This is a genomic window from Cyclobacteriaceae bacterium (assembly GCA_013141055.1).
Taxonomy (GTDB): domain Bacteria; phylum Bacteroidota; class Bacteroidia; order Cytophagales; family Cyclobacteriaceae; genus ELB16-189.
The window spans coordinates 744,880-767,621 of record JABFRS010000001.1 but is presented as its reverse complement, the minus strand read 5'-3'; the positions used below and the strand labels follow the sequence as shown (position 1 = coordinate 767,621).

18 protein-coding genes are annotated in these 22,742 nt (G+C 44.1%); 1 reads left to right on the top strand and 17 read right to left on the bottom strand.

Going from position 1 to position 22,742, the window contains the following annotated elements; translation table 11 throughout:
• Nucleotides 1-66: 66 nt before the first annotated feature.
• The 16 genes from HOP08_03340 to HOP08_03265 form a co-directional block, all read right to left on the bottom strand.
• Nucleotides 67-1,401 carry a TldD/PmbA family protein gene (locus tag HOP08_03340; GenBank protein ID NOT73936.1) on the bottom strand — a complete coding sequence of 445 codons (1,335 nt, stop codon included), beginning with the start codon at nucleotides 1,399-1,401 and terminating at the stop codon, nucleotides 67-69.
• 3 nt (nucleotides 1,402-1,404) lie between these two features.
• Nucleotides 1,405-3,048: a TldD/PmbA family protein gene (locus tag HOP08_03335; GenBank protein NOT73935.1), complete on the bottom strand. Its 1,644-nt coding sequence runs from the start codon at nucleotides 3,046-3,048 to the stop codon at nucleotides 1,405-1,407.
• A gap of 177 nt (nucleotides 3,049-3,225) precedes the next feature.
• Nucleotides 3,226-4,560 carry a TldD/PmbA family protein gene (locus tag HOP08_03330; GenBank protein NOT73934.1) on the bottom strand — a complete coding sequence of 445 codons (1,335 nt, stop codon included), beginning with the start codon at nucleotides 4,558-4,560 and terminating at the stop codon, nucleotides 3,226-3,228.
• A gap of 35 nt (nucleotides 4,561-4,595) precedes the next feature.
• Nucleotides 4,596-6,236: a TldD/PmbA family protein gene (locus HOP08_03325; GenBank protein NOT73933.1), complete on the bottom strand. Its 1,641-nt coding sequence runs from the start codon at nucleotides 6,234-6,236 to the stop codon at nucleotides 4,596-4,598.
• A gap of 13 nt (nucleotides 6,237-6,249) precedes the next feature.
• The gene (locus HOP08_03320; GenBank protein NOT73932.1) at nucleotides 6,250-7,890 is read right to left on the bottom strand and encodes a TldD/PmbA family protein; all 1,641 of its coding nucleotides are present in this window, start codon (nucleotides 7,888-7,890) and stop codon (nucleotides 6,250-6,252) included.
• Nucleotides 7,891-8,199: 309 nt separating this feature from the next.
• Nucleotides 8,200-8,517 (bottom strand): hypothetical protein, encoded by a 318-nt coding sequence (locus HOP08_03315; protein ID NOT73931.1) that lies wholly within the window; start codon nucleotides 8,515-8,517, stop codon nucleotides 8,200-8,202.
• A gap of 355 nt (nucleotides 8,518-8,872) precedes the next feature.
• Nucleotides 8,873-10,102, bottom strand: coding sequence for a M48 family metallopeptidase (locus HOP08_03310; protein ID NOT73930.1), 1,230 nt, complete (start codon nucleotides 10,100-10,102; stop codon nucleotides 8,873-8,875).
• A gap of 31 nt (nucleotides 10,103-10,133) precedes the next feature.
• Nucleotides 10,134-11,465, bottom strand: coding sequence for an argininosuccinate lyase (gene argH / locus HOP08_03305; GenBank protein ID NOT73929.1), 1,332 nt, complete (start codon nucleotides 11,463-11,465; stop codon nucleotides 10,134-10,136).
• Nucleotides 11,466-11,519: 54 nt separating this feature from the next.
• On the bottom strand, nucleotides 11,520-12,587 hold the full coding sequence (locus HOP08_03300) for a M20 family metallo-hydrolase (GenBank protein ID NOT73928.1): 1,068 nt from the start codon (nucleotides 12,585-12,587) through the stop codon (nucleotides 11,520-11,522).
• Nucleotides 12,588-12,589: 2 nt separating this feature from the next.
• A complete protein-coding gene (gene argB / locus HOP08_03295) occupies nucleotides 12,590-13,378 on the bottom strand; it encodes an acetylglutamate kinase (GenBank protein ID NOT73927.1) in 789 nt (262 codons plus the stop codon).
• Between the two features lie 17 nt (nucleotides 13,379-13,395).
• Nucleotides 13,396-14,346 (bottom strand): acetylornithine carbamoyltransferase, encoded by a 951-nt coding sequence (locus tag HOP08_03290; protein ID NOT73926.1) that lies wholly within the window; start codon nucleotides 14,344-14,346, stop codon nucleotides 13,396-13,398.
• The gene (locus HOP08_03285) at nucleotides 14,343-15,464 is read right to left on the bottom strand and encodes an aminotransferase class III-fold pyridoxal phosphate-dependent enzyme (protein ID NOT73925.1); all 1,122 of its coding nucleotides are present in this window, start codon (nucleotides 15,462-15,464) and stop codon (nucleotides 14,343-14,345) included. The genes HOP08_03290 and HOP08_03285 overlap by 4 nt, the downstream gene beginning before the upstream one ends.
• Before the next feature lie 28 nt (nucleotides 15,465-15,492).
• On the bottom strand, nucleotides 15,493-16,299 hold the full coding sequence (gene proC / locus HOP08_03280) for a pyrroline-5-carboxylate reductase (protein NOT73924.1): 807 nt from the start codon (nucleotides 16,297-16,299) through the stop codon (nucleotides 15,493-15,495).
• A 2-nt stretch (nucleotides 16,300-16,301) separates the two neighbouring features.
• Nucleotides 16,302-17,270 (bottom strand): N-acetyl-gamma-glutamyl-phosphate reductase, encoded by a 969-nt coding sequence (locus HOP08_03275; protein ID NOT73923.1) that lies wholly within the window; start codon nucleotides 17,268-17,270, stop codon nucleotides 16,302-16,304.
• A 5-nt stretch (nucleotides 17,271-17,275) separates the two neighbouring features.
• Complete coding sequence (gene argG / locus HOP08_03270; protein ID NOT73922.1) at nucleotides 17,276-18,475, bottom strand: argininosuccinate synthase; 1,200 nt, start codon at nucleotides 18,473-18,475, stop codon at nucleotides 17,276-17,278.
• Between the two features lie 92 nt (nucleotides 18,476-18,567).
• A complete protein-coding gene (locus HOP08_03265) occupies nucleotides 18,568-19,305 on the bottom strand; it encodes a GNAT family N-acetyltransferase (protein NOT73921.1) in 738 nt (245 codons plus the stop codon).
• A gap of 378 nt (nucleotides 19,306-19,683) precedes the next feature.
• Between HOP08_03265 and HOP08_03260 the strand changes: the two genes are divergently transcribed.
• Nucleotides 19,684-20,262: a DedA family protein gene (locus tag HOP08_03260; protein ID NOT73920.1), complete on the top strand. Its 579-nt coding sequence runs from the start codon at nucleotides 19,684-19,686 to the stop codon at nucleotides 20,260-20,262.
• 2 nt (nucleotides 20,263-20,264) lie between these two features.
• Here HOP08_03260 and HOP08_03255 read toward each other — a convergent pair whose 3' ends face one another.
• Nucleotides 20,265-22,724, bottom strand: a complete 2,460-nt coding sequence (locus tag HOP08_03255) for an FtsX-like permease family protein (protein NOT73919.1) — start codon at nucleotides 22,722-22,724, stop codon at nucleotides 20,265-20,267.
• Between the last annotated feature and the right edge of the window lie 18 nt (nucleotides 22,725-22,742).

The following is a 22,742-nucleotide window of genomic DNA, read 5'->3' as shown; positions in this document are numbered from 1 at the left end:
CAACGGCCGGTCAATAAAAAGGCAGCCCCTTTTACGGGACTGCCCATTTATAAAAATCAGATCAGACTATACTGCGTCCGAGAGACTCGTGAAAGTGAAGTCACGAATTTTCAAAGGAGGCAGCAGGTAATTCAGATTGGATTCAACGCTGACGGTACGCTCAACCTTTCCGAGTTCTTCCAGGTTGTTCAGCATGATCACCGGACTTTCGTTGAAACGGAAGTTCTTGATCGGATGCTTGATCTCACCGTTCTCAATGTAGAAAGTGCCATCGCGTGTAAGTCCTGTCAGCAAGAGTGATTGAGGATCGACGGAACGTATGTACCACAAACGTGTTACAAGAATTCCCTTCTTGGTTCCTTTGATCAGTTCCTGAACAGATTTGGTTCCGCCATCCATGATAATTGCATCAGGACCGGGTACTGACTTAACACCTTTCTTCTCCGCCCAATAGCGTGAGTAGGTAAGGTTCTTGACAACACCTTTTTCAATCCATGTGATTTTTTCCTGAGGACGACCATCACCATTCCAGGTGCTGGTAGGTAATTCAGGATTCAATGGATCAGAGTAGATATTTACTCTTTCATCCATCAGCTTTTCATTGAGGCGGGTTTTTCCGCCGGGTAAGCTCAGGAAGCTTCTGCCTTCATCGGCCTGTCTTGCATCCAATGCAAAGAAGATGTTCTCCAGCAAAACAGCGGCGGCGGCAGGTTCAAGGATAACGGTATACTTTCCCGGCTCAATCGCTTTTGCAGTGGCTGACTTGATCGCCTTATCAGTAGCAATCTCAGTCGCTGCTTTGGTGTCGAGCTTGGTGATATCGTTATAACCTCTTGTTGCATATCCGGAACCTTTTCCATCTTCCGTGCGGACGGTGATTGAAAAGTTGGTGAATGTATTTGTGTTGTAAGCAAACAATCCGTGCGAATTCGCCATTGCAGAAAATCCATTACTGTCTTCCAGAAATCCTGCGGCAACAGCCTTGTTGCTTTTTGCTACTTCCAGACTCTTCGCAACATTGTCGGCACGAAGCTTCGGTGTGATAGCAGCAGTAGCAGGAACATAAGTAACAGGCTCGGCATATTTCTGCGGACCCAGAAAGGGAACGTACTCCGGATTTTCAGGTGCAAGCTGAGCAAGCTCTTCCGAACGTCGCACGACTTTCTCCAATGATGCATCATCGAGCTCATTGATCGTTGCTGTTCCCAGCTTCTTTCCATACGCTGAGGATACAACAATGTTCAACTGATTGATCACGCCACTGGTTGAAACCGAATTTCTTGCATAGCGAACATTACCGCCGATGCTTCCGTTCAGATTAATCTCGCACTCATCGGCTTTTGAATAAGCCAGCATTTTTTTTAACAAAGCCTGAGCTTCGTCTTTTGTTAGTATTGCCATGGTTTATCCTATTTTTCTTGCTGTGTTGATAACATTCACTCCATTAAAGCGGGTGGTAGAAGAACCGTGTGACACGGAATTGCTTTGTGGTGGCTGTCCTTTACCATCACCAAATGCTCCCCACAGACGATAGTCGCTTTCGTCTGCCATACCGCCGCAAGAGTTCCAGAATTCCTGAGAGTTGCTTTGATAGGCAACATCTTTCAACATGCTTCCCAGCTTACCATTCTTGATCTCATAGAAAAGCTGACCTCCGAATTGGAAGTTATATCGTTGCTGATCAATTGAGAAAGATCCATCACCTATGATGTAAATGCCTTTTTCAACACCTTTGATAAGATCATCAACACTCTTCTTTTCTTTTCCTGGCTGCAATGAAATGTTCGGCATGCGCTGGAACTGAACGCTGCTCCAGTTGTCAGCATAGCAACAACCCTGAGATGCATCCAGCTTAAGAATATGTGCCTGATCGCGGATCGTCTGGTAGTTAACAAGAATACCATCCTTGATAATGTCCCACTGACCGCACTTGACACCTTCATCATCATATCCAACGGCACCCAGTGATCCTACCTGTGCTTTGTCAGCGACGATGTTCACCAGCTTATTGCCGAAGTTGAATTTTTTGGATTCCCATTTATCCAGTGTGAGAAAGCTTGTCCCTGCAAAGTTGGCTTCATAGCCCAGCACACGATCCAGTTCGGTAGGGTGACCTACAGATTCATGGATGGTTAATCCGAGGTGAGAAGGATCGAGTACAAGATCGTACTTGCCCGGTTCTACTGATTTTGCTGATAGTTTTTCCTTTGCCTGAATTCCACCGGCTCTGGCATCTTCAAACATATCATAGCGTCCTTTGTATCGGGTAGTGACCCCGGCTATTTTATCCTGTGGTCGTACATCGAGATACTCATAGCCCATTCCCATCGGAGCGCTGAGTGTATTTCGTGTTTCAAATTTTCCTGTGGTCTTGTCGATGGCAGTAATAAAGAATGCTGGCCAGATGCGGTGAATGTCCTGATCGATATATGATCCGTCGGAAGACGCGAAGTATTTCTGCTCATTGATAAGTCCGAGCAGGGATGTGATGTAATCGGCTCCGCCTTTCATGGCAACCGCATTCACACTTAAAAGAAGGTCAACCTTTTCCTTTATAGGAACTTCAAATGCATTTTTTTCGATTGGTGCTTTCCAGTTCACCTCGCCGTATCCTTTTTGAGGAGCGAGTCTTACGGGCTCCATCAACAGTCTTGAATTTTCTTTCGCAATGGCGACGGCCAGTTCAGCTGCTCTCGCGATGCTGTCATTGTCCATTTTGTCTGTTGCTGCAAATCCCCATCCACCGTTGGCGATGACGCGAATACCGGCACCATATGATTCGGTGTTCACGATGTTCTGAACTTTGTCTTCTCTGGTGACGATGAACTGATTCAGGTATCGACCAATCCTGATATCGGTATAGGTTGCGCCTTTTGCACGTGCGGCATTGAGGGCCACATCGGCAAGGCGCTTCTTTAAAGCGGGATCAATCGCTTCAAGTGCGCGTTCCGGCGAAATGGTCTGACCCATCCCGGGAATGCCTGAAAGCATAGCGGCAGCACCGGCTGCTCCCATGCCCGACAATTGAATAAAATCTCTGCGTTTCAAAATGATTGGGTTTTTTGGTGGTTATAACTCGTTAGACGTCTCCACTATCAAAAAGTTTTACCGTCGATATAATGATAGGCATTTTAATTTATAGAGTCCAACCAATTGTTCGAAAACGAACTCATAAAAAAAGCCCTGAAACCAGGGCTTTTTTCTACTGTAATGATCGACGATTCTCTATACAGCGTCTGACAAGCTGCTGAAAGTAAAGTCGCGGATTTTCATATTCGGGATATACAATCCTAACTGTCCTTCTGATGTAACGGCCCTTTCAGGCTTACCCAGTGTTTCAAGGTTGTTGAGCATGATGATCGGGCTCTCATTGAAACGGAAGTTTTTGATAGGATGCTTGATCTTTCCGTTCTCGATGTAGAAAGTGCCATCGCGAGTCAGTCCTGTAAAGAGCAATGTTTGAGGATCCACGGGACGTATGTACCAGAACCTGGTAACGAGTACGCCTTTCGCTGTATCCTTGATCATGTCTTCAAGAGATGCTGTACCGCCTTCCATAATTGCATTGGATGGGAAAGGGATCGGAGCAACATTTTTCTGTGATGCCCAATAGCGATCATAGAAAAGACTTGACACAACACCATTCTTAATGATGTCCATCTTCCTGCGTGCCTGTCCATCGCCCTGCCAAGGAGAAGAAGGAACTTCATCATTCCATGGGTCAGTATAAATATTAACGCGTTCGTCAACTAGTTTTTCTCCAACCTTGGTGCCGCCGCCTTTCTTTGACATAAAGCTTCTGCCTTCATCTGCCTGGCGTGCATTCATGTTCAGCATAAGGCGAACAAGATCTGCTGCTGCAGAAGATTCAAGGATCACGGTATATTTTCCCGGCTCCATAGCTTTTGCATTTCGTGACATCAAAGCCTTGTCAATGGCAATCTTTGAAGTCATCGCTGCGTTCAGCTTGCTTACGTCATTCAGACTGCGTGCTGCCCAACCGGAACCTGTTCCATCATTGGTACGCATGGTGACGGTGAAGTCAACACCCGTGTCTTTATTGTATGCAAACAACCCTTTGTTGTTCATGATCGCGTTGAATCCACGGCTGTCTTCAAGATATCCTGCAGACGTTACGTCTTTTGCTGCGGCAGGATTGATGCTATCGGCTGCTGCCTGTGCACGATACTCAGGAGTTATTTTAGCCGTTGCTTCTGACCATGTTTTTGATTCGCCACCGTAGGTCTGCTGTCCCAGTGCTTCCATGTACTCCGGATTTTCCGGAGCCAGTTGAGCAAGTTCTTCTGAACGTCTTACTGCTTTTTCCAGTGAGGCGTCATCAAACTCATTGATGGATGCTGATCCTAATTTCTTGCCGAAATTGGATTGAACACCCAATGAAAGATTGGAGTTTTCTCCGGCAGTGGATACGCTGTTTCGGGCATAGCGGATATTGCCTCGCTCAGAGCCGTTGAGACTTAATGAAACACCATCGGCTTTTGAAAAGCCGAGAGCTTTCTCAAGTATCTTTTTAGCTTCTTCTTTTGAAAGTATTGCCATTTTATTTCTTGATTTATTGATTGAGGATCTGTTGATTAAATGGTTCTTGCCGTATTGATCACATTCACGCCATTGAAGCGGGCAGTTGCTGATCCATGCGATACAGCATTGCTTTGACCAGGTTGTCCCTTGCCATCATTGAAGGCACCGGGAACGCGGTAGTCACGTGCATCGCAAACCTGCGCACATGAATTCCAGAACTCCTGTGAGTTTGCCTGATATGCTACATCTTTCAACATGCCTTCGATCTTTCCGTTTTTAATTTCATAGAAAAGAACTCCGCCAAACTGGAAGTTGTATCGTTGCTGATCAATAGAGAATGATGAATCTTTAACAATGTAAACACCCTTTTCAACACCGGCGATCATCTGCTCAGGAGTAACGAGCTCTTTGCCTGGTTGTAAGGAAACATTGGCCATGCGCTGGAACTGAACATCCGCCCAGCTTTGTGAGTAGCAGCAGCCATGAGATTCTTTTTGTCCGATGATGTTGACCTGATCGCGGATCGCCTGATAGTTAACCAGGATACCATCCTTGATAAGATCCCATGATTTGCATTTCACACCTTCGTCATCATATCCTACTGCACCGAGTGATCCAACCTGAGTCTTGTCAGCAACAAAGTTTACATTCTTGCTTCCGAAGTTGAATTTCTTGGTTTCCCATTTATCCAAAGTGAGGAAGCTGGTACCAGCGTAGTTTGCTTCATAACCGAGTACACGATCAAGTTCTGTAGGGTGACCAACAGATTCATGAATGGTGAGCCACAGATGTGAAGGCTCGAGCACCAGGTCATATTTTCCTGGCTCTACTGATTTTGCAGCGACCATCATCTTCGCTTGTTCGGCAGCATATCCGGCATCTTCAATCATATCGTATGATTTATTATAGCCGATTGCTCCGCCCGGAAGATTGATCTTGTCTTCTGCTTTTCCGTCAAGGTATTCATAACCCATTCCCATAGGAGCGGAGAAAGCAGGGCGACTCTTGAACTGGCCTGAAGCGCGATCGATCATCGTCACGTTAAAGCCAGGTTGTATTCTGTAGATATCCTGATCGATGTAAGATCCTTCAGAAGAAGCAAAGTACTTCTGCTCGTTGATCAGGAACATCTGACTGTTGATAAAGCTTGCGCCTTTTTCCATTGCTCTTGCATTGGCTGCCAGGAGAAGATCAACTTTATCTTTAACAGGAATTTCAAATCCGTTTTTAGCAATCGGTGTTTTCCAGCTTACCTCTCCATAAGAAGGAGTAGCGGCAAGCTTCACCGGAACTTTCTGGAACTTGGAGTTAGCCTTTGCGATGGCAACCGCACGCTCAGCAGTTTTTTTCATTCCGTCGGGCGTAACGTTGTTGCTGGCAGCAAAACCCCATGTGCCATTTGCAATCACCCTGATTCCCACACCGAACGATTCTGTGTTCACGATGTTCTGGACTTTCTTTTCACGGGTGATGACAAACTGATTCAGGTAACGACCGATGCGCACATCAGTGTAGGTAGCACCTAACGACTTGGTCGTATTCAACGCGATGTCCGCCAGCACTTTTTTCTGGGAGGTATCCATCAAAGGATCAAGCATGCGTGAAGGATCCACTGACTGGGAAAATCCATCCAGCGGAAGCATCATCGCACCGGCTCCCATGCCGGCTAATTGTATGAAATCTCTTCTTTTCATTTATGAATCGGGGTTAAATTGTTCTTCCTGTATTAATGACATTCACTCCATTAAATCTTGCTGTAGAGCTTCCATGAGATACGGCGCTCACCTGTGAAGGCTGACCTTTTCCATCAAAGAAAGATCCGAATAAACGATAATCATTCTGATCGCAAACCTTCACACAGTTGTTCCAGAATTCCTGGGTGTTGGATTGATACGCTACATCGTTGAGCATGCCTGCAATCTCACCATTTTTGATCTCATAGAAGGCAGTACCTCCGAACTGGAAGTTGTAACGCTGCTGATCAATTGAGTAAGAGCCTCTGCCAGCGATATAAATTCCTTTTTCAACATCCTTGATCATCTGCTGGCTGCTGTACGTTTCTTTGCCAGGAGCAAGAGAAACATTCGGCATGCGTTGGAACTGTACATCATTCCAGCTTTGTGCATAGCAGCATCCATGAGATTCTGTTTGTCCGATCATGTGTGCCTGATCACGCGTCGCCTGGAGATTTACCAGCACGCCGTCTTTAATAAGGTCCCATTTCTTTGTGGTAACGCCTTCATCATCGTAGCCTACTGCTCCTAATGATCCGGCCTGTGTTTTATCTGCAATGATGGTAACCTGCTTGCTTCCGTAATTGAAATTGCCTGACTTAAGTTTGTCAAGCGATACAAAGCTGGTTCCTGCATAGTTGGCCTCATATCCGAGGATACGATCCAGCTCAAGCGGGTGACCCACTGATTCGTGAATGGTAAGGCCAAGGTGATTAGGCTCCAGCACGAGGTCATATTTTCCTGGTTCAACGGACTTTGCAGTGATCATGCCTTTTGCCTGACGCGCTGCTGTTGTTGCATCTTCAATAATGTCGTAACTGTTTTTATATAAGAACATGCCATCGGGTCCGGCAAGCTTGTCTTCATTTTTAGGGATCAGGTATTCGTATCCCATTCCTACCGGAGCGCTCATGGCATCACGGGTTTTGAATTTTCCGGAAGCACGGTCGATGACAGATACGGTAAACGTTGGCCAGAGACGGTGAATGTCCTGATCGATATAAGATCCCTCAGAAGAGGCGAAATATTTTTGTTCGTTTACCTGAAAGAGATTGGAGTTTGCAAAGCTGGCACCGGCTTTTTGTGCTGCGGCATTTGCTGATAATAATAAAGCTGCTTTTTCAGAAACAGGAACTTCCAATGCGTTTTTCTGGATAGGAGTTTTCCAGGTTACTTCTCCAACACCTTTAAGTGCTGCAAGTTTTACAGGCTCTTTTTGAAACTTTGAATTTGCTTTTGCAATGGCAACAGCGCGTTCCGTGGCTTTTTTGATTCCATCAGCAGACACGTCGTTGGTGGAGGCAAAACCCCATGTGCCTTTTACGATTACCCTGATTCCGACACCGAAAGATTCAGTGCTGACGATGTTTTGAACCTTATTTTCACGGGTGCTGATAAACTGGTTTAAATACCGGCCGATTCTGACATCAGCGTATGTTCCGCCATTGCTGCGGGCAGTGTTCAGCGCCACGTCTGCCAGTTGCTTTTTTTGAGCGGTATCCAGTGGTGAGTCAAGAAGGGTCTCATGGGGCACTTCATTGCCTAGTAAATTCAGTGGGAGCATCAATCCGCCAATCCCTAAACCGGCAATCTGTACAAAATCTCTTCTTTTCAAGGGTGTGGTAAGTTATGTTAGAATGAAAGTATCAATACAAAATTTAAGATAGCAGTTAAACGGAATTTAATTTCCGACTTCTTAAATAATTATTTGAATGGTTGACTCACAAACTGTAATCGCATGTGTACGATTTTGGGACAGAATGGAGATGCTCTGATGATTTGAAAATCTGGAGGTCGAGGGCTAAAAAATAGCGCTTAACAGGGGAGGACTACTGGGCATTCGATTCGTTGATGGGGGCCACCAACGGGGGTGAATCAAATGGTTTAAGAGAGAATTATAAAAGGATAAAGCAAGGGATGGTTATTAATTCACGGAAGCAACACCCATTGGTTGATCGGTCTCAGCCATTGGTTTGTACTTAGGCTTGCGGGTACGAGCAGAGGCGATGGTTGAACGTTTCTGTGAACTGCCGCTTGTTCTTTTCTTGTATAGTAAATAGCAGGCTTTGTTTGAATTGCTTTTAGAAGAGATCCTGATAGTCTTGCTGCTCTTTGATTTGCGACCTGCTCTTTGAGCTTCTGCTGGTTGTGAAAGCATGATGCCGACGATGATCACAATAGCCATGATTGCAACTTGCGTGAATCTTGCGCGAATGCTTGTGTTAGGTAGTGTGTGTTTCATTTGCTTGTTGTTTAGTAGATCAAAGGTGCGCGGGCGCATGAAAAGAAAACTGCTAAAAACAAGTCAAACACTACACTGGTGGATTAACCATTTGAAAGCCGAATGTTGGGGGTGCACCCCTACGACTAGGGGATTACCCCGACACCAAAAAGCGTGATAAAAGGCTTTAAAACGTTGTTTTTTGTTGCGATTCCCGAAAAGGGGGAAGAAATGGCTCTGTTTATTTTCAGAGAATTCTGGACAACACAGTAAAACCTTACCTGATCAAATGGAAGACTTTTACAGCTCGTCGAATAATGTTTGACAAACACCGGATTAGAAAAGGTGTTTGTGAAGCCAAGGCAGAATTGGTTTATCAATTCCGAATCGCTTCCAGTCTCTTTAAAAGCGGAGGATGAGAGTAATGAAAGAACACATACCACGGATGTGGATATAGATTGCTCAGACTATCAACTGACAATTTCTTAAGAGCATTTGCCAACGCTGTTCCGCTAAATGTTTCCCGCGCGTAGGCGTCCGCTTCAAATTCGTTCTTTCGACTGTACATGCTCATGAGTAATCCGGTAATGCCGCTGATGGGGGCAAACAGAATTCCAAAAGTCAGCAAGTTGAGATGAATCGCCCATTGTTGTCCACCGAGCGCAAAGGACAAGTCTTCCATGAAAACCATCCTTGAAAGAATGAAAAGGATGAAGAATACCTGGACAATAGAGAATACATAGCTCCAGACAATGTGTTTTTTCTTGAAGTGGCCGACTTCATGGGCAAGGACTGCCACCAGCTCTTTGGTTGAGTGATTTTTTATCAGCGTGTCAAAGAGGACGATCTTCTTTTTCTTTCCGATTCCTGAAAAGAATGCATTCGCCTTGGCGGAACGTTTGGATCCGTCCATGACAAAAATGTTATCCAGGGGAAAGTCTATTTTTGAAGCGAATGAATTGATTGCATTTTTCAACTCTCCATCGGGAAGGGGGGTGAGTTTGTTGAACAGGGGAAGGATAAGAGACGTATAAAAGAGATTGATGAAAAGCAGGAATGCTGCCGCCAGCAGACCAAACCAGATCCAGAAATCTGAGCCGATCGAACCAATCAGATAGATCAGGACGGAAAGCAGCGCCCCACCCACGATTCCACCGAGAACGTAGCCTTTTAATTTATCTGTTATGAATGTTTTAACGGTTGTCTTGTTGAACCCAAATTTCTCTTCAATAACAAAAGTAGAATACCACTGAAAAGGCAAGGTGATGATCTCAGTAATGAAGATCAGAATTCCGAAGAAGACCAGGGCCAGGAGAATTTCATTACCGGGAAAGTAGGGTCGCAATAAGGCATCGAGTTTTCCGAAGCCTCCGAAGATCAGCATGGAGATAGAAACTGCGAAGCTGAAGCCGCTGGTGATGAATCCAAACTTTGTTTGTTCGCGATGATACTCAAGGGATCTAAGATATTTTTCGCGATCATAAAAATCAGCAATGTCATCAGGAATATCCTTGCGCTGCGCCCTCATATTCAGATAATCCAATATCTGATCGAAAATATAGCTAAAGGCTGAAATTCCTATAATGAGGACTGTAAATGGATTCATAGGGGAGGAGAGAGACGAAGCCTGGATTATTTCAGCTTAATAGTTGTTTCAGAGCCTGTTCAGTTTTAGTAAAGGCAAAGGAGTTCATCTGCTGATCCATCATTCTGACAATGTTATCGGTAGATAGATTTCCAATGCTTCCTTCATGAGTGTGCTTGACTTCTGTTGAATAAGTAAACTTACCCTGCTCAATTTCCTGCCCCACTTTTTTATAAGCATCACGGAAAGGAATTCCCTTCAGCACAAGCTTATTCACTTCCTCTACACTGAAAAGAAATTTATACTTTTCGTCTGCGAGAATGTTTTGCTTCACCTCAAGATTCGACAACATCAATTGAGTCATCTTAAGGCAATCTTTAAGTGTTTTAATCGCCGGGAACAATTTCTCTTTTAACAACTGGAGATCGCGATGATATCCGGAAGGTAAGTTGGAGGTAAGGAGAATCAGATCGTTTGGTAATGCCTGCAGAAGATTGCACTTCGCGCGGATCAATTCAAATACATCTGGATTTTTCTTGTGCGGCATGATGCTGGATCCTGTCGTCAGTTCTTCAGGGAAGCTAATGAATCCAAAATTCTGATTGAGATAGAGGCATGCATCCATTGAGAGCTTTGCAAGAGTGGCTGCGACATTGCCCATTGCGGAGGCAACAATGCGTTCGCTTTTTCCGCGTCCCATTTGTGCGTAGACTACATTGTAATTAAGATCATTGAATCCCAGCAGATTTGTCGTCATCTTTCTGTTGAGAGGAAATGAAGATCCATAACCTGCTCCTGACCCCAACGGATTTTTATTCACGATCTGGTATGCCGACTGTAGTGTGATCACATCGTCCACCAGACTTTCTGCGTAAGCGCCAAGCCAAAGCCCGAAAGAAGAAGGCATGGCCAGTTGCAGATGGGTATAGCCTGGAAGAAGCACATTCTTATGTTCTTCACTTTTGGCAATCAACAGGTCAAATAGATTTTTTATTTCTTCAACGAGCAATTGGATCTCGTGACGGAGGAACAATTTGGAGTCAACGAGCACCTGATCATTGCGGGATCTGCCACTGTGTATTTTCTTACCGACATCCCCCAGTTTTTTGGTAAGAAGAAGCTCAACCTGTGAGTGGATATCTTCAACGCCATCTTCTATGGTAAACTTTCCGCTTTCAATAGTCTTGTAGATGCTTTTTAATTCTGAAGAGAGTGTCTTCAACTCGTCCTTGGTCAGAAGTCCAATGGACTCCAGCATGGTGATATGGGCAAGAGATCCCAGCACATCGAAGCTTGCCAGATAAAGATCCAGCTCGCGGTCACTACCGGTTGTGAATTCAGTTACCTCTTTTAGAGAATCTTTATCTTTTTGCCACAATTTCATAAAGCAAAGTTAGAAGTATAATGCAGAAAGAAGTGAAGATTTATAGGGAAGAAATCAGGCTTTTGCGCTTTCCTCAATGAGCGAAATGTAGGAATCAATTCCTTCGGATATTTCATTCACGTAGATAAACTCATCCGCGCTGTGTGACCTTGCAGAATCTCCCGGCCCCATCTTGATCGAATCAACAGGAATCAATGCCTGATCGGAGGTAGTGGGTGATCCATAAAGTTTCTTGCCAAGTTTTTTCGCAGCGACTACCAGCGAATGATCGTCTGCTATTCCGGAAGGACGGAGACGAAGAGATCGTGGAGTAATGGTGCACCTCACATTTTCTTTGATGATCGCCAGCACTTCCTCCAATGTGTAAGCATCCGTCACGCGAATGTCAACTGTGAATTTACATTCCGGTGGTACCTGGTTATGAGCTTGTCCGGCGTTGATGACCGTTACAGACATCTTTACTTTTCCCAATGACTTTGAAATCTTTGGAAATGCGTAAGTTCTGAACCATTCAATATCTTTCAATGCATTGTATATCGCATTGTCACCTTCTTCACGTGCAGCATGACCCGCCTTACCGTGGCTGACGCAATCAATTACCATCAGTCCCTTTTCCGCCACAGCGATATCTGTGAGGGTTGGCTCTCCGACAATTGCAAAATCAATTTTGGGAAGCGACGACCAGATGCTTTCGATTCCCTGATGACCGGAAATCTCCTCTTCAGCGGAAGCTGCGAAAATGACGTTGTATTTTAAATCCTTTTGATCATTGAAATAAAGAAACGTTGCGATCAGAGAAACCAACGGTCCGCCTGCATCATTGCTTCCCAAACCAAAAAGTTTTCCGTCTTCGATGGTTGCAGCAAAAGGTTCGCGTGTATAACCAGGATTTGGCTTTACTGTATCGTGATGGGAATTTAAGAGTAGCGTTGGCTTATCGACCGAATAAAATTCATTCAGCACCCAGACATTGTTTCCTTTTCTGAGCGGTTCGATCGAATGCTTGCGAAAGAAATCTTCCAGGAGGTCAGCTGTTTTATTTTCTTCCCGGCTAAAAGACGGAATGGCGATCAGTTGTTGAAGAAGATCAAGTGCAGTGCGATATAGTTGGTCTTTGTTCAAAACTAGTGCTTGATCAGTGTTCCTTCAGTTTCTTCCTTGGTATTCTTCAATAGATCTTCTGCCTGTCCTATCAGAACTTCTTTTACTCCTGATTGAATAGCGGAGAATGAATTTTCAAGCTTGGGAAGAATTCCATCGGCGAAAGCTCCTTCTGCCAGTAATTGTTTATACGTATCTGTATTCAATAGACGAATGACGGAATTCTCATCTTTGATATTTTTCAGAACACCTTTCTTCTCGAAGCAGAATATCAAGCGGACATCAAAATGTTTGCTGAGTGAAACCGCAAGGACGGAAGCGATGGTATCTGCGTTGGTATTCAGGATCACTCCTTCAGCGTGTGTTAATGGAGCAAAGATCGGGATTACATTTTGTTTTAACAGAAAATAGAGCAATGTTGAATTAACACTGTCGGGAGTGATGTCTCCGACAAAACCATAGTCAGTTTCTTTTACAGGTCGTTTGACGGCTTTGATCATGTTGCCATCAGCACCGGTAACACCCATAGCATTGCATCCAAGCTTCTGCAGCTGAGCTACCATTTGCTTGTTGATCAATCCGCCATACACCATGGTTACAAGATCGAGGGTAGGAGCATCGGTGATTCTCCTTCCATTGATGTAGTTGGATTTTATCCCAAGCTGATCGCCGATTTTTGTTGCTATCGTCCCGCCACCATGAATAAGAATTTTCGGAGCCTGGATGGAAGCAAAGTCGCTCAGGAACTTTGACAATGATTTCTCATTGTCGAGTACATTTCCTCCGATCTTGATGATGTATAGTTTATTCATACTGAGTAATGCAATTTCTATTTTTTCAACAGCTCTGCCAACACTGCCTGAGCGGCCCACACCCGGTTGGACGCCTGTTGTGTCACAATACTGTTGGGCCCATCGAGTATCTCATCACTTAATTCAACATTTCTTCTCACCGGAAGACAATGCATCACTTTTGCGCTGTTGGTAAGTTTCAGTTTCTCATTGGTAAGCATCCATTCCGGATCGTTGCAATAGATCTTTCCGTAATCGGCATAGGTGCTCCAGTTTTTCACATAAACAAAATCGGCATTCCTTAACGCTTCATCCTGGTTATGTTGAATGGTAGCTCCAGCAGTGAATTTTTTATCCAGGTCATAATCTTCCGGATGAGTGATGACAAAATCTGCTTCGCCCCAGGCGTTCACCCATTGTGAAAAGCTGTTGGCAACGCATTGAGGTAATGCCTTTACGTGAGGTGCCCAGGTGAGAACGATCTTTGGCTTTCTTTTTTCTTTATAGCACTCTTTAATGGTAATGATGTCCGTAAGACTTTGAAGTGGGTGCACTGTTGCACTTTCAAGACTTACTACCGGAATACCAGAGTACTTAATAAATTGTTTTATATAAAGTTCATTGTAATCATCTTCCTTGTTCTTCAGTGATGGAAAAGTGCGAATACCAAGAATGTCGAAGTAATTGCCGAGAACTGGTGCGGCGTCTTTCACGTGTTCAACGGTGGTACCGCTCATGATCGCTTCGTCTTCAAACTCCAGTGACCATCCTTCCTGACCAACATTAAATACGATGGCTTCCATTCCGAGATTGGCAGCAGCCACCTGAGTGCTCAGACGTGTCCGCATGCTTGGATTGAGGAACAATAATCCAATTCGTTTGTTGCTTCCAAGATGTTGATCCTTTCGCGGATCTGCTTTGTAGGCAAGGGCTTTTTGAGCAAGAGCGTTAATGTCTGATACGTCGTTAACCGAAATAAAATTTGTCATGCGAGTTCTTCTTTCAATGCTTTAAGGAAAATATCGGCTTCTTCTTTCGTCAATCCCAATGACGGCAGAAGACGAATGGTATTAGGTTTTGCTTCGCCTGTAAAAATAGCATGCTTGAATAACAGATTGGTTCTTACATCTTTTTTATCATCAGGAAGATCAAATCCGATCATCAATCCCTGTCCTCGAACTTCTTTTATTGTCGGGAATTTACGAAGTTCAGAAAGCCAGTAGTTGCCTAGTGTGGCTGCGTTTTCGATTAGCTTTTCATTTTCCATTACTTCGATTACCGCCAGGCCTGCGACGCTTGCGAGATAATTGCCGCCAAAGGTTGTTCCCAGCATGCCACTCCAGGGTTTTATGCCTGGATTGATGAATACACCTCCGATGGGGAAACCGTTGCCCATTCCCTTTGCCGTAGTAATAATATCAGGACGTATTCCTGCATGCTGATGTGCAAAGAACTTTCCGGTGCGACCGTATCCGCTTTGAATTTCATCGAGGATCAGAATGGCCCCATGCGCTTTGCATTGCTTCTCAAGGAATTTTAAAAATGATTCTTCGGGAACCTGAATTCCACCCACACCCTGAATTCCTTCAATGATGATTGCGGCAATGGAATTATCCATCACAGCATTCAATGCAGACTCATCATTCATTGGAACAAATGTGATGTCATGACCAGCATTGAATGGAGCAACAATTTTTGGATTATCAGTTGCTGCTACTGCGCCTGAGGTACGACCGTGAAATGCTTTCTTAAATGCGATGACTTTTTTTCTGCCCGTAACAAATGATGCAAGTTTCAATGCATTTTCATTTGCTTCCGCTCCGGAATTGCAGAGAAAAAGCTGGTAATCAGGGTATCCTGATATCTGTCCTAATTTTTCAGCGAGCTTTTCCTGAATGGGGTTTTGTACGCTGTTGGAATAGAACGATATCTTATTGATCTGATCCGTTAATGACTTAATGTAATGAGGATGAGAATGTCCGATAGAAATAACAGCATGACCTCCGTATAAATCAAGATACTTTTTTCCCTTCTCATCCCAGAGATATGATCCCTGAGCTTTGGTGGGTGTTATGGGAAAGAGAGGATAGACGTCGAAGAGGGTCATGAAATAAATGAAATGAGAATGAGTAATACTACTTTTTAATATTGTTGATCTTCTCGTATGAGCTGATAATACCTTTGATGAGAGCGCTGCTTAAACCCTGATGCTCCATCTCATTCAATCCGGCGATGGTGCAACCTTCAGGAGTTGTTACTTTGTCAATTTCAATTTCAGGATGAGAGTCCTGGGTTAAGAGGAGTGAAGCCGCACCCTTTGCGGTTTGCGCTGCAATAAGCTGAGCTTCCTCGGCATCAAAACCCAGTTGAATTCCACCTTGGGTGGCAGCGCGGATATAACGCAGGAAGAATGCAATACCGCTTGCTGCCAAAACGGTGGCTGCCTTCATTAGGCGTTCTTCAATGACGAGCGTTACTCCAAGTGCATTGAATAGTTTTTGAATGTCATTCAATTGTTTTTCACTGGCGTCTTTTGCACAGAGGCAGGTCATGGATGTTCCAATGGCGATTGCGGTGTTGGGCATCGCCCGGACGATAGGAATTTTCTTCTGGAGATGGGACGCTATTTCTTCTGTTGTGATCCCGGTAATAGTTGAAACCAGAATATGTTTTTTAGGATCAAGTGAGGAGGCAATTTCTGCCAGTAATCCAGCAAGCTGCTTTGGTTGAACGCATAGTATAATAAGCGTTGCTCCTTTGACGGATGCAATATTATCTGTTGAAAGCTTGAAGCCGTCTTTCTTTAACGCTTCTATCTTGGAGAGATTTCTTCTTGTAAGGGTAATGTTCGATGCGTTGGAAAGTTTGGCTTTCACAACTCCCTTTGCAAGCGCTGACCCTAAGTTGCCGGTTCCGAGAATTGCTATTTTATTCTGTGCCATGATCAGAATGCTGTTGATTTCAAATGAAGACCTGCCGTCTCATCTATGCCAAACATAAGATTCATATTTTGAATTGCTTGTCCGCTGGCACCTTTCAGTAAATTATCAGTCACGGAGTGAACGGCAAGCTTCTTTCCAACTTTTTCAAGATGGATCAATGCCTTATTGGTATTCACCACTTGCTTGATGTCGATCATTGTGGGAGAGACATTCGTAAAGAAGTGACCCTCATAATATTTTTTATAAAGATTATTTGCTTCTTCGATTGACAACGAGCATTCCACAACGGATGTCACAAAAATCCCACGGGTGAAATCTCCACGCCATGGCACAAAGTTTACATCACCTCCAAAGCCTGGCTGCAATGCCTTTAATGTCTGATTGATCTCGCCAAGATGCTGATGTGATAATGTCTTGTAAGCTGAAATGTTATTAGCTCTCCATGTAAAATGAGTGGACTCCTGAAGTTTTTGGCCGGCGCCGGTTGAGCCAGTGATGCCGGTAGTGTGTACTTCTTTTAACAATCCGGCTTTTGCCAAAGGCAACAATCCAAGTTGAATTGTCGTGGCAAAGCATCCCGGATTGGCAATGTTGTTTGCTTTTACAATGGCTTCGCGTTGAAATTCAGGAAGACCATAAACAAACTCACGACCTGAAACTTTATCCCCCAGACGAAAATCATTTCCGAGATCAATGATACGGGTAGATGATGTGAAAGTATTTTCAGTCAGAAACTTTTTGCTTTCTCCATGACTGAGGCAAAGGAAAATAACATCCACTGCCACTTCATGAGCAGGAGTAAATTTCAGATTTGTTTCACCCGCGAGATCTCCATGAACTTCAGATAAATATTTTCCTGCCTGACTGCGGCTTTGAACAAATACAAGCTCTGCTTCAGGGTGATTCAACAGCAGACGAACTGTTTCTCCGCCTGTGTATCCTGCTCCGCCGATGATGCCTGCTTTTATCATATTCTTTATTTTTCTGCTTCCGCTTTTACCTGATGATAGATCCCTACCTGGTTTCCGAAAATCTTTGTAAATCCTTTTACGTCATCTCCGCTCCAGCCAAGATTCATCTCACCATACTTTCCGAATTTCGCAGACATTAGATCATATGCTGACTGAATCCCATTGATAACGAAACGATAAGGGTACAATGTAATTGAAACCTCCCCGGTAACGTGTTGTTGAGCACTTGTCAGGAATGCTTCCATGTCGCGCATGATTGGATCAAGATACTGTCCTTCGTGAAGCCAGTTTCCATAGAATTGTGCAAGCTGATCCTTCCATGTCAATTGCCATTTTGTTAGCACATGTTTTTCAAGAGCATGATGCGCCTTGATGATTACAACGGGAGCTGCAGCTTCAAACCCCACTCTTCCTTTAATGCCAATGATGGTGTCGCCAACGTGAATATCTCTGCCAAGACCAAAAGGTCCGGCAATGGTTTGTAAATGTTGAATCGCTTCGGACGGATGAGAGAATTTTTTTCCATTGATGGCAAACAATTCACCCTTCTCAAATCCAAGTGTTACGGTTTCACTTTCTTTTTTTGTCATTTGAGTTGGCCATGCCTCTTCGGGAAGCATTCCCATCGAGTTAAGAGTTTCTTTGCCACCCACGGATGTTCCCCAAAGACCTTTATTAATAGAGTACTTCGCTTTTTCGAAATTGTAGATAACACCCTTTGATTTCAGGTATTCTATTTCCGCCTCACGGCTAAGTTTCATGTCACGAATAGGAGTGATGATCTCCAGTCCGGGCCCGAGGATCTGGATGACCATGTCAAAACGAACCTGATCATTTCCTGCACCAGTGCTGCCATGAGCCACGGCATCTGCGCCGATCTGCACGGCATAGTTAGCCGCGGCCAACGCCTGAGACATTCTCTCTGCACTAACGCTGAGTGGATAGGTGCCGTTTTTCAAAACATTACCGAAGATCAGGTACTTGATTACTTTGTCATAGTAATTTTTAGTTTCCTCTACGGCCTTATGAGAGGCTACTCCCAGGGCAAGAGCGCGCTTTTCAATTTCTGCCAGTTCTTCTTTGGAGAATCCTCCCGTATTTACCGTAAGGGTATGAACTTCATAGCCAAGGTCTTTTGATAAATAGATAGCACAGTAGGAAGTATCCAATCCGCCACTGAATGCTAAAACGACTTTCTTCTTCATGTTCAATTAAAATGGAGTCCAAATATACCCACACCGTTTGGGCGAGTATATTTTTATTTCAGTTAGTTAAAATTCTTTGATTTCGCCTGATATCACCAGAAGAACAGGAAGCTGAGAATGGAGTTTTTCCTTTCTTCAGGTTCGTCCTTCTTGCGCCAGCCTTTCAGCATGACGAATTGCTTGAGCCTCATAAATCGTTCGTAGATCTTTGAGTTAAGGGCGAACTCTTTGCTTTCCCTGGCTACTGGTACTGGAACCTGAGCGGCAATGCGAGCTGCCTCTTCAGCAGCTTTTTCTGCAGGGTCGTAGAGCATGGCGGTGCACATGCAATTCTTGCGACCTTTGCTCATGAGAATTTCGTAGTTCACGCAACTCCGGCAGCCTTTCCAGAACTCTTCATCGTTGGTGAGTTCAGAATAGGTGACAGGCTCATAACCGAGATCAGAGTTGATCTTCATTACAGCCAGTCCGGTGGTGAGGCCAAAAATCTTAGCATCTGGATATTTCTTCCGCGAAAGCGCAAAGACCTTGTTCTTGATCTCCTTGGCTACTCCTGATTTGCGGAAAGCTGGAGATACGATCAGTCCGGAATTCGCGACATATTTCTCATGCTCCCAGGCCTCGATGTAGCAAAATCCAACCCATGTGCCGTCGGGAGTGACAGCAATGACTGCTTTGCCTTCTTCCATCTTCATTTCGATGTAGTCCGGCGAACGCTTGGCGATACCGGTGCCGCGCGCTTTGGCCGATTCTGCCATCTCTGTGGTGATGGTCTCGGCATATTTTTTATCGTCCGGAGTTGCCTCGCGAACTATAATGTTCTGATCCACTAGGGTAATGTTGATTAAATTAAAAAACGATAGAAAGTAGAAAAAGCATCCCTGCTTGTGCAGAAACGCGATATAAGCGTGGAATGCTTATCAAATCCTGATCTGCCTTCGGAAACTTCTGATCACTGCGGGGAGTGAGATAAACCAACTGCGGACCAGGCTATCGAAGGAGCCCGTAATCGCTGCAAAGGTGAAGTTGTTTTTCAATTTCGTTGTTACAAGTTAATTGGTAGTAATCGCTATTAACGTCCACTAAAAATTTGTACAAAAATAAAGGATAAATAAGTTATCATACCAATAAACCTTCAACGATTTTTAAAAGAAAAAGATTTCAATTGAAGTAAATCTTGAAGTGATACCTTGTACGTAATTATTGAAATGGAAGAGTTTCTTCATCAGTACGGCTACATCGCGCTAGCGATCGGAACATTCTTTGAAGGTGAGACCGCCATCCTCGTTGCCTCTTCATTAGTAAGCAGTGGCTTCTTTAAATGGCCTTACACGGTCTTATTTGGCTTTTTTGGTTCATTCGTAAGCGACTGGCTTTACTTTACCATCGGGCGACTGAATGGGAAATACTTTGTCGACAAGAGGCCAAACCTCAAAGCAAAGCTGGCGCCCACACAGAAGTTTTTCAAAACTCACCGCCTCCAGATTCTTTTCAGCTACCGCTTTCTTTATGGCTTCCGGGTGATCCTGCCCCTCATGATCGGGATGAGCGACATCAAAGTAATTCAGTTTTTAGGCTACAGCATCCTTGCCGGACTTATGTGGGCAACGACTGTAAGTTCGGTAGGATACATTGCGGGAGTGGCTTTTGAACTCACTCCACGCTCCTTTGAGGAAAATGTACTTTTTATCGTGCTGGGCTTTTCCATGTTTGGATTGCTCGTCGGATACTCCGTAAAGCGGTATGCGGAGAGTAAAATGAAAGTTCCACATACCGATCTCCCATAAGCTTATTCGTGGTGCAAGGTGTTGGCTGGATTGGTCATGGCCGCCTTGACTGTTTGAATACTTACCGTCACCAGGGCAAGAACAATTGCCAGGATTGCTGCAAGTGCATAAATGGCAATGTTCATATCAATGTGATAAGCAAAGCCATTGAGCCATCTTCCCATGAAGATCCAGGCAAGAGGCCATGCGATTACATTGGCAATCAGAATCAGAATGACAATTTCTTTTGACAGCAATGTCAGAATATTGGGAACAGATGCTCCCAGAACCTTTCGTATTCCGATCTCTTTGATTCTCTGAAGTGTATTAAAAGTTGCTAGTCCAAATAATCCAAGACAAGCAATGAATATGGCCAGGCCAGAGAAGATTGTAAACAACTGACTTTGCTTCTGTTCACTTTCGTAGAGGTAATTGTATCGGTCTGATAGAAAATCGTATTCAAAAGGGCGCTTTGGCAGAAATTCTTTCCAAACCTTTTCTACGTGGGCAATTCCTTCCTGGAAATTTTCATGAGAGATTTTAATAGACAGGTTATAGTAGTTGTCCGACTTCACCTGGAAGAATACAATCGGAATAATGCGCTGATGCAGTGATTCGAAATGGAAATCTTTCACAACCCCGATCAGTTTGCCTTTTCTGTTTCCATAATTAAAATCCTTGTTGATTCCATCTTCAGGATTATTCCATCCATATTCCCGTGCTGCTGTTTCGTTAATTACAAAAGCGCTGGTGTCATCGGTTCTGATAGCTTTATCAAAATCGCGCCCCGCGACAAATTGAACTCCAAATGTTTTGAAGAATTCCGGATCAGTGTATACCATCTTTGTTTCCACCTGTGTTGATACCAGACTATTACCTTTGACAATGGAAGCGGTGCCATTGCTGTTGAGTAACCGATTGGTGGGAATCAACGTAGACCGGCCTACATTTTTTACATGAGATGATTTTGTCAGTTCATTATAGAACGAGTCAAAGTTTTCTGCTACATCATTGTAGGCGCGCAGGGTGATAACCTGATCTTTATCATATCCCAGATCGCTGGCGTTAAGGAAACCAAGTTGTTGAAAAATAACAGCGGTTGAAATGATCAGGAATGTGGAGATTACAAATTGTGCAACAACGAGCACTTTCCGGATTTCTCCTCTTCCTTTTGTGGAACCGGATTGTCCTTTCAAGACTAATGCGGGGTTATAGGAAGAGATGACAAATGCAGGGTAAATTCCCGCGAGTACGCCTACAAATGTTGTGAAAGCAATGAGACCTGCATAGATTTTCCAGTTTTGAATCAGGTTGAGAGAGAGTTCTTTATCTGTAAAGTCATTGAGCCAGCCAATAGCAATGGATGAAAATACCAGGGAAAGGGCCATTGCAAGGAACGATATCAAAATGGATTCGCTGAGATACTGATTTATGAGTTGATTCTTGTAAGCCCCAACTGCTTTTCGAAGACCTACTTCTTTGGCTCTGGTGCTTGCTCTTGCTGTTGAAAGGTTGACAAAATTGAAGCATGCTATGAGGATGATGAAGAGTCCGATGACTCCCATGATGTAAACATTGTTCATACTGCCGTTTGCTTCCAGTTCATCATCACGGTGTGAAAGCAGGTGAATGTCTTTAACCTTTTCAACATGGAGCTTGGTAGTTTTTGAAGCATCGAATGTAGGAGGAGCGCCAAACACTCGAATTGCATATGGTCCGAAATGCTTATTCAGGAAGGCGGGCATTTGGGCTTCCAGCTTTTCCGGATCGGCACCTTCTTCTAAAACGACATAAGTTCCAAATGCATTATTTCCCCAGTTGGTCTCCAGTCGTTTTCTTCCGTATACCAGACTGTCGTTGAGCGTGCTGAAGGAGACCATCATTTCAGGATGCCAGTGTGATTGAGTGGGGAAGCTTTTGTAGATCCCCGTTACTTCCAATTCATATTTATTGCTTCCAATAAGATGTTTACCGACAGCATTTTCATTTCCAAAATATTTTTCTGCTGCTTCTTCCGTTAGCATAATGGAGAACGGCTTTTCCAGTGCTGTCTTTGGGTCACCGGCGATCACTTCAATATCAAAAATCTTAAAGATGTCGGGCTCTACAACAAACAGCTTTTCCTCTGTGAATACTTTAGTTTGTTCACCATTTTCTTCGATTCCCAATACGAACCTGAAGTTGATGGCGCGCGCCATGGTTTCAATCTCTCCAAAATCATTTTTTACAAGGGGACCGATCGGAGGGGCAACATTTCCAAGTTTAAGATTGGTTGATCCATCCTGTGAAAGAAAGTCACGGGTGATGCGATATGTTCTGTCTGATTTTTCACTGTATCGGTCATATCCGGTTTCATCAGAAACATACAGATATATCATTAGCGCACAGCTCATGGCAAGAGCCAATCCGGCAATATTGATAAAAGCAGTTAGCTTATTGCGGAAGATGCTTCTGAAGGCGGTCTTGAGATAATTTCTGATCATAGGTTACTGTGTTGATAG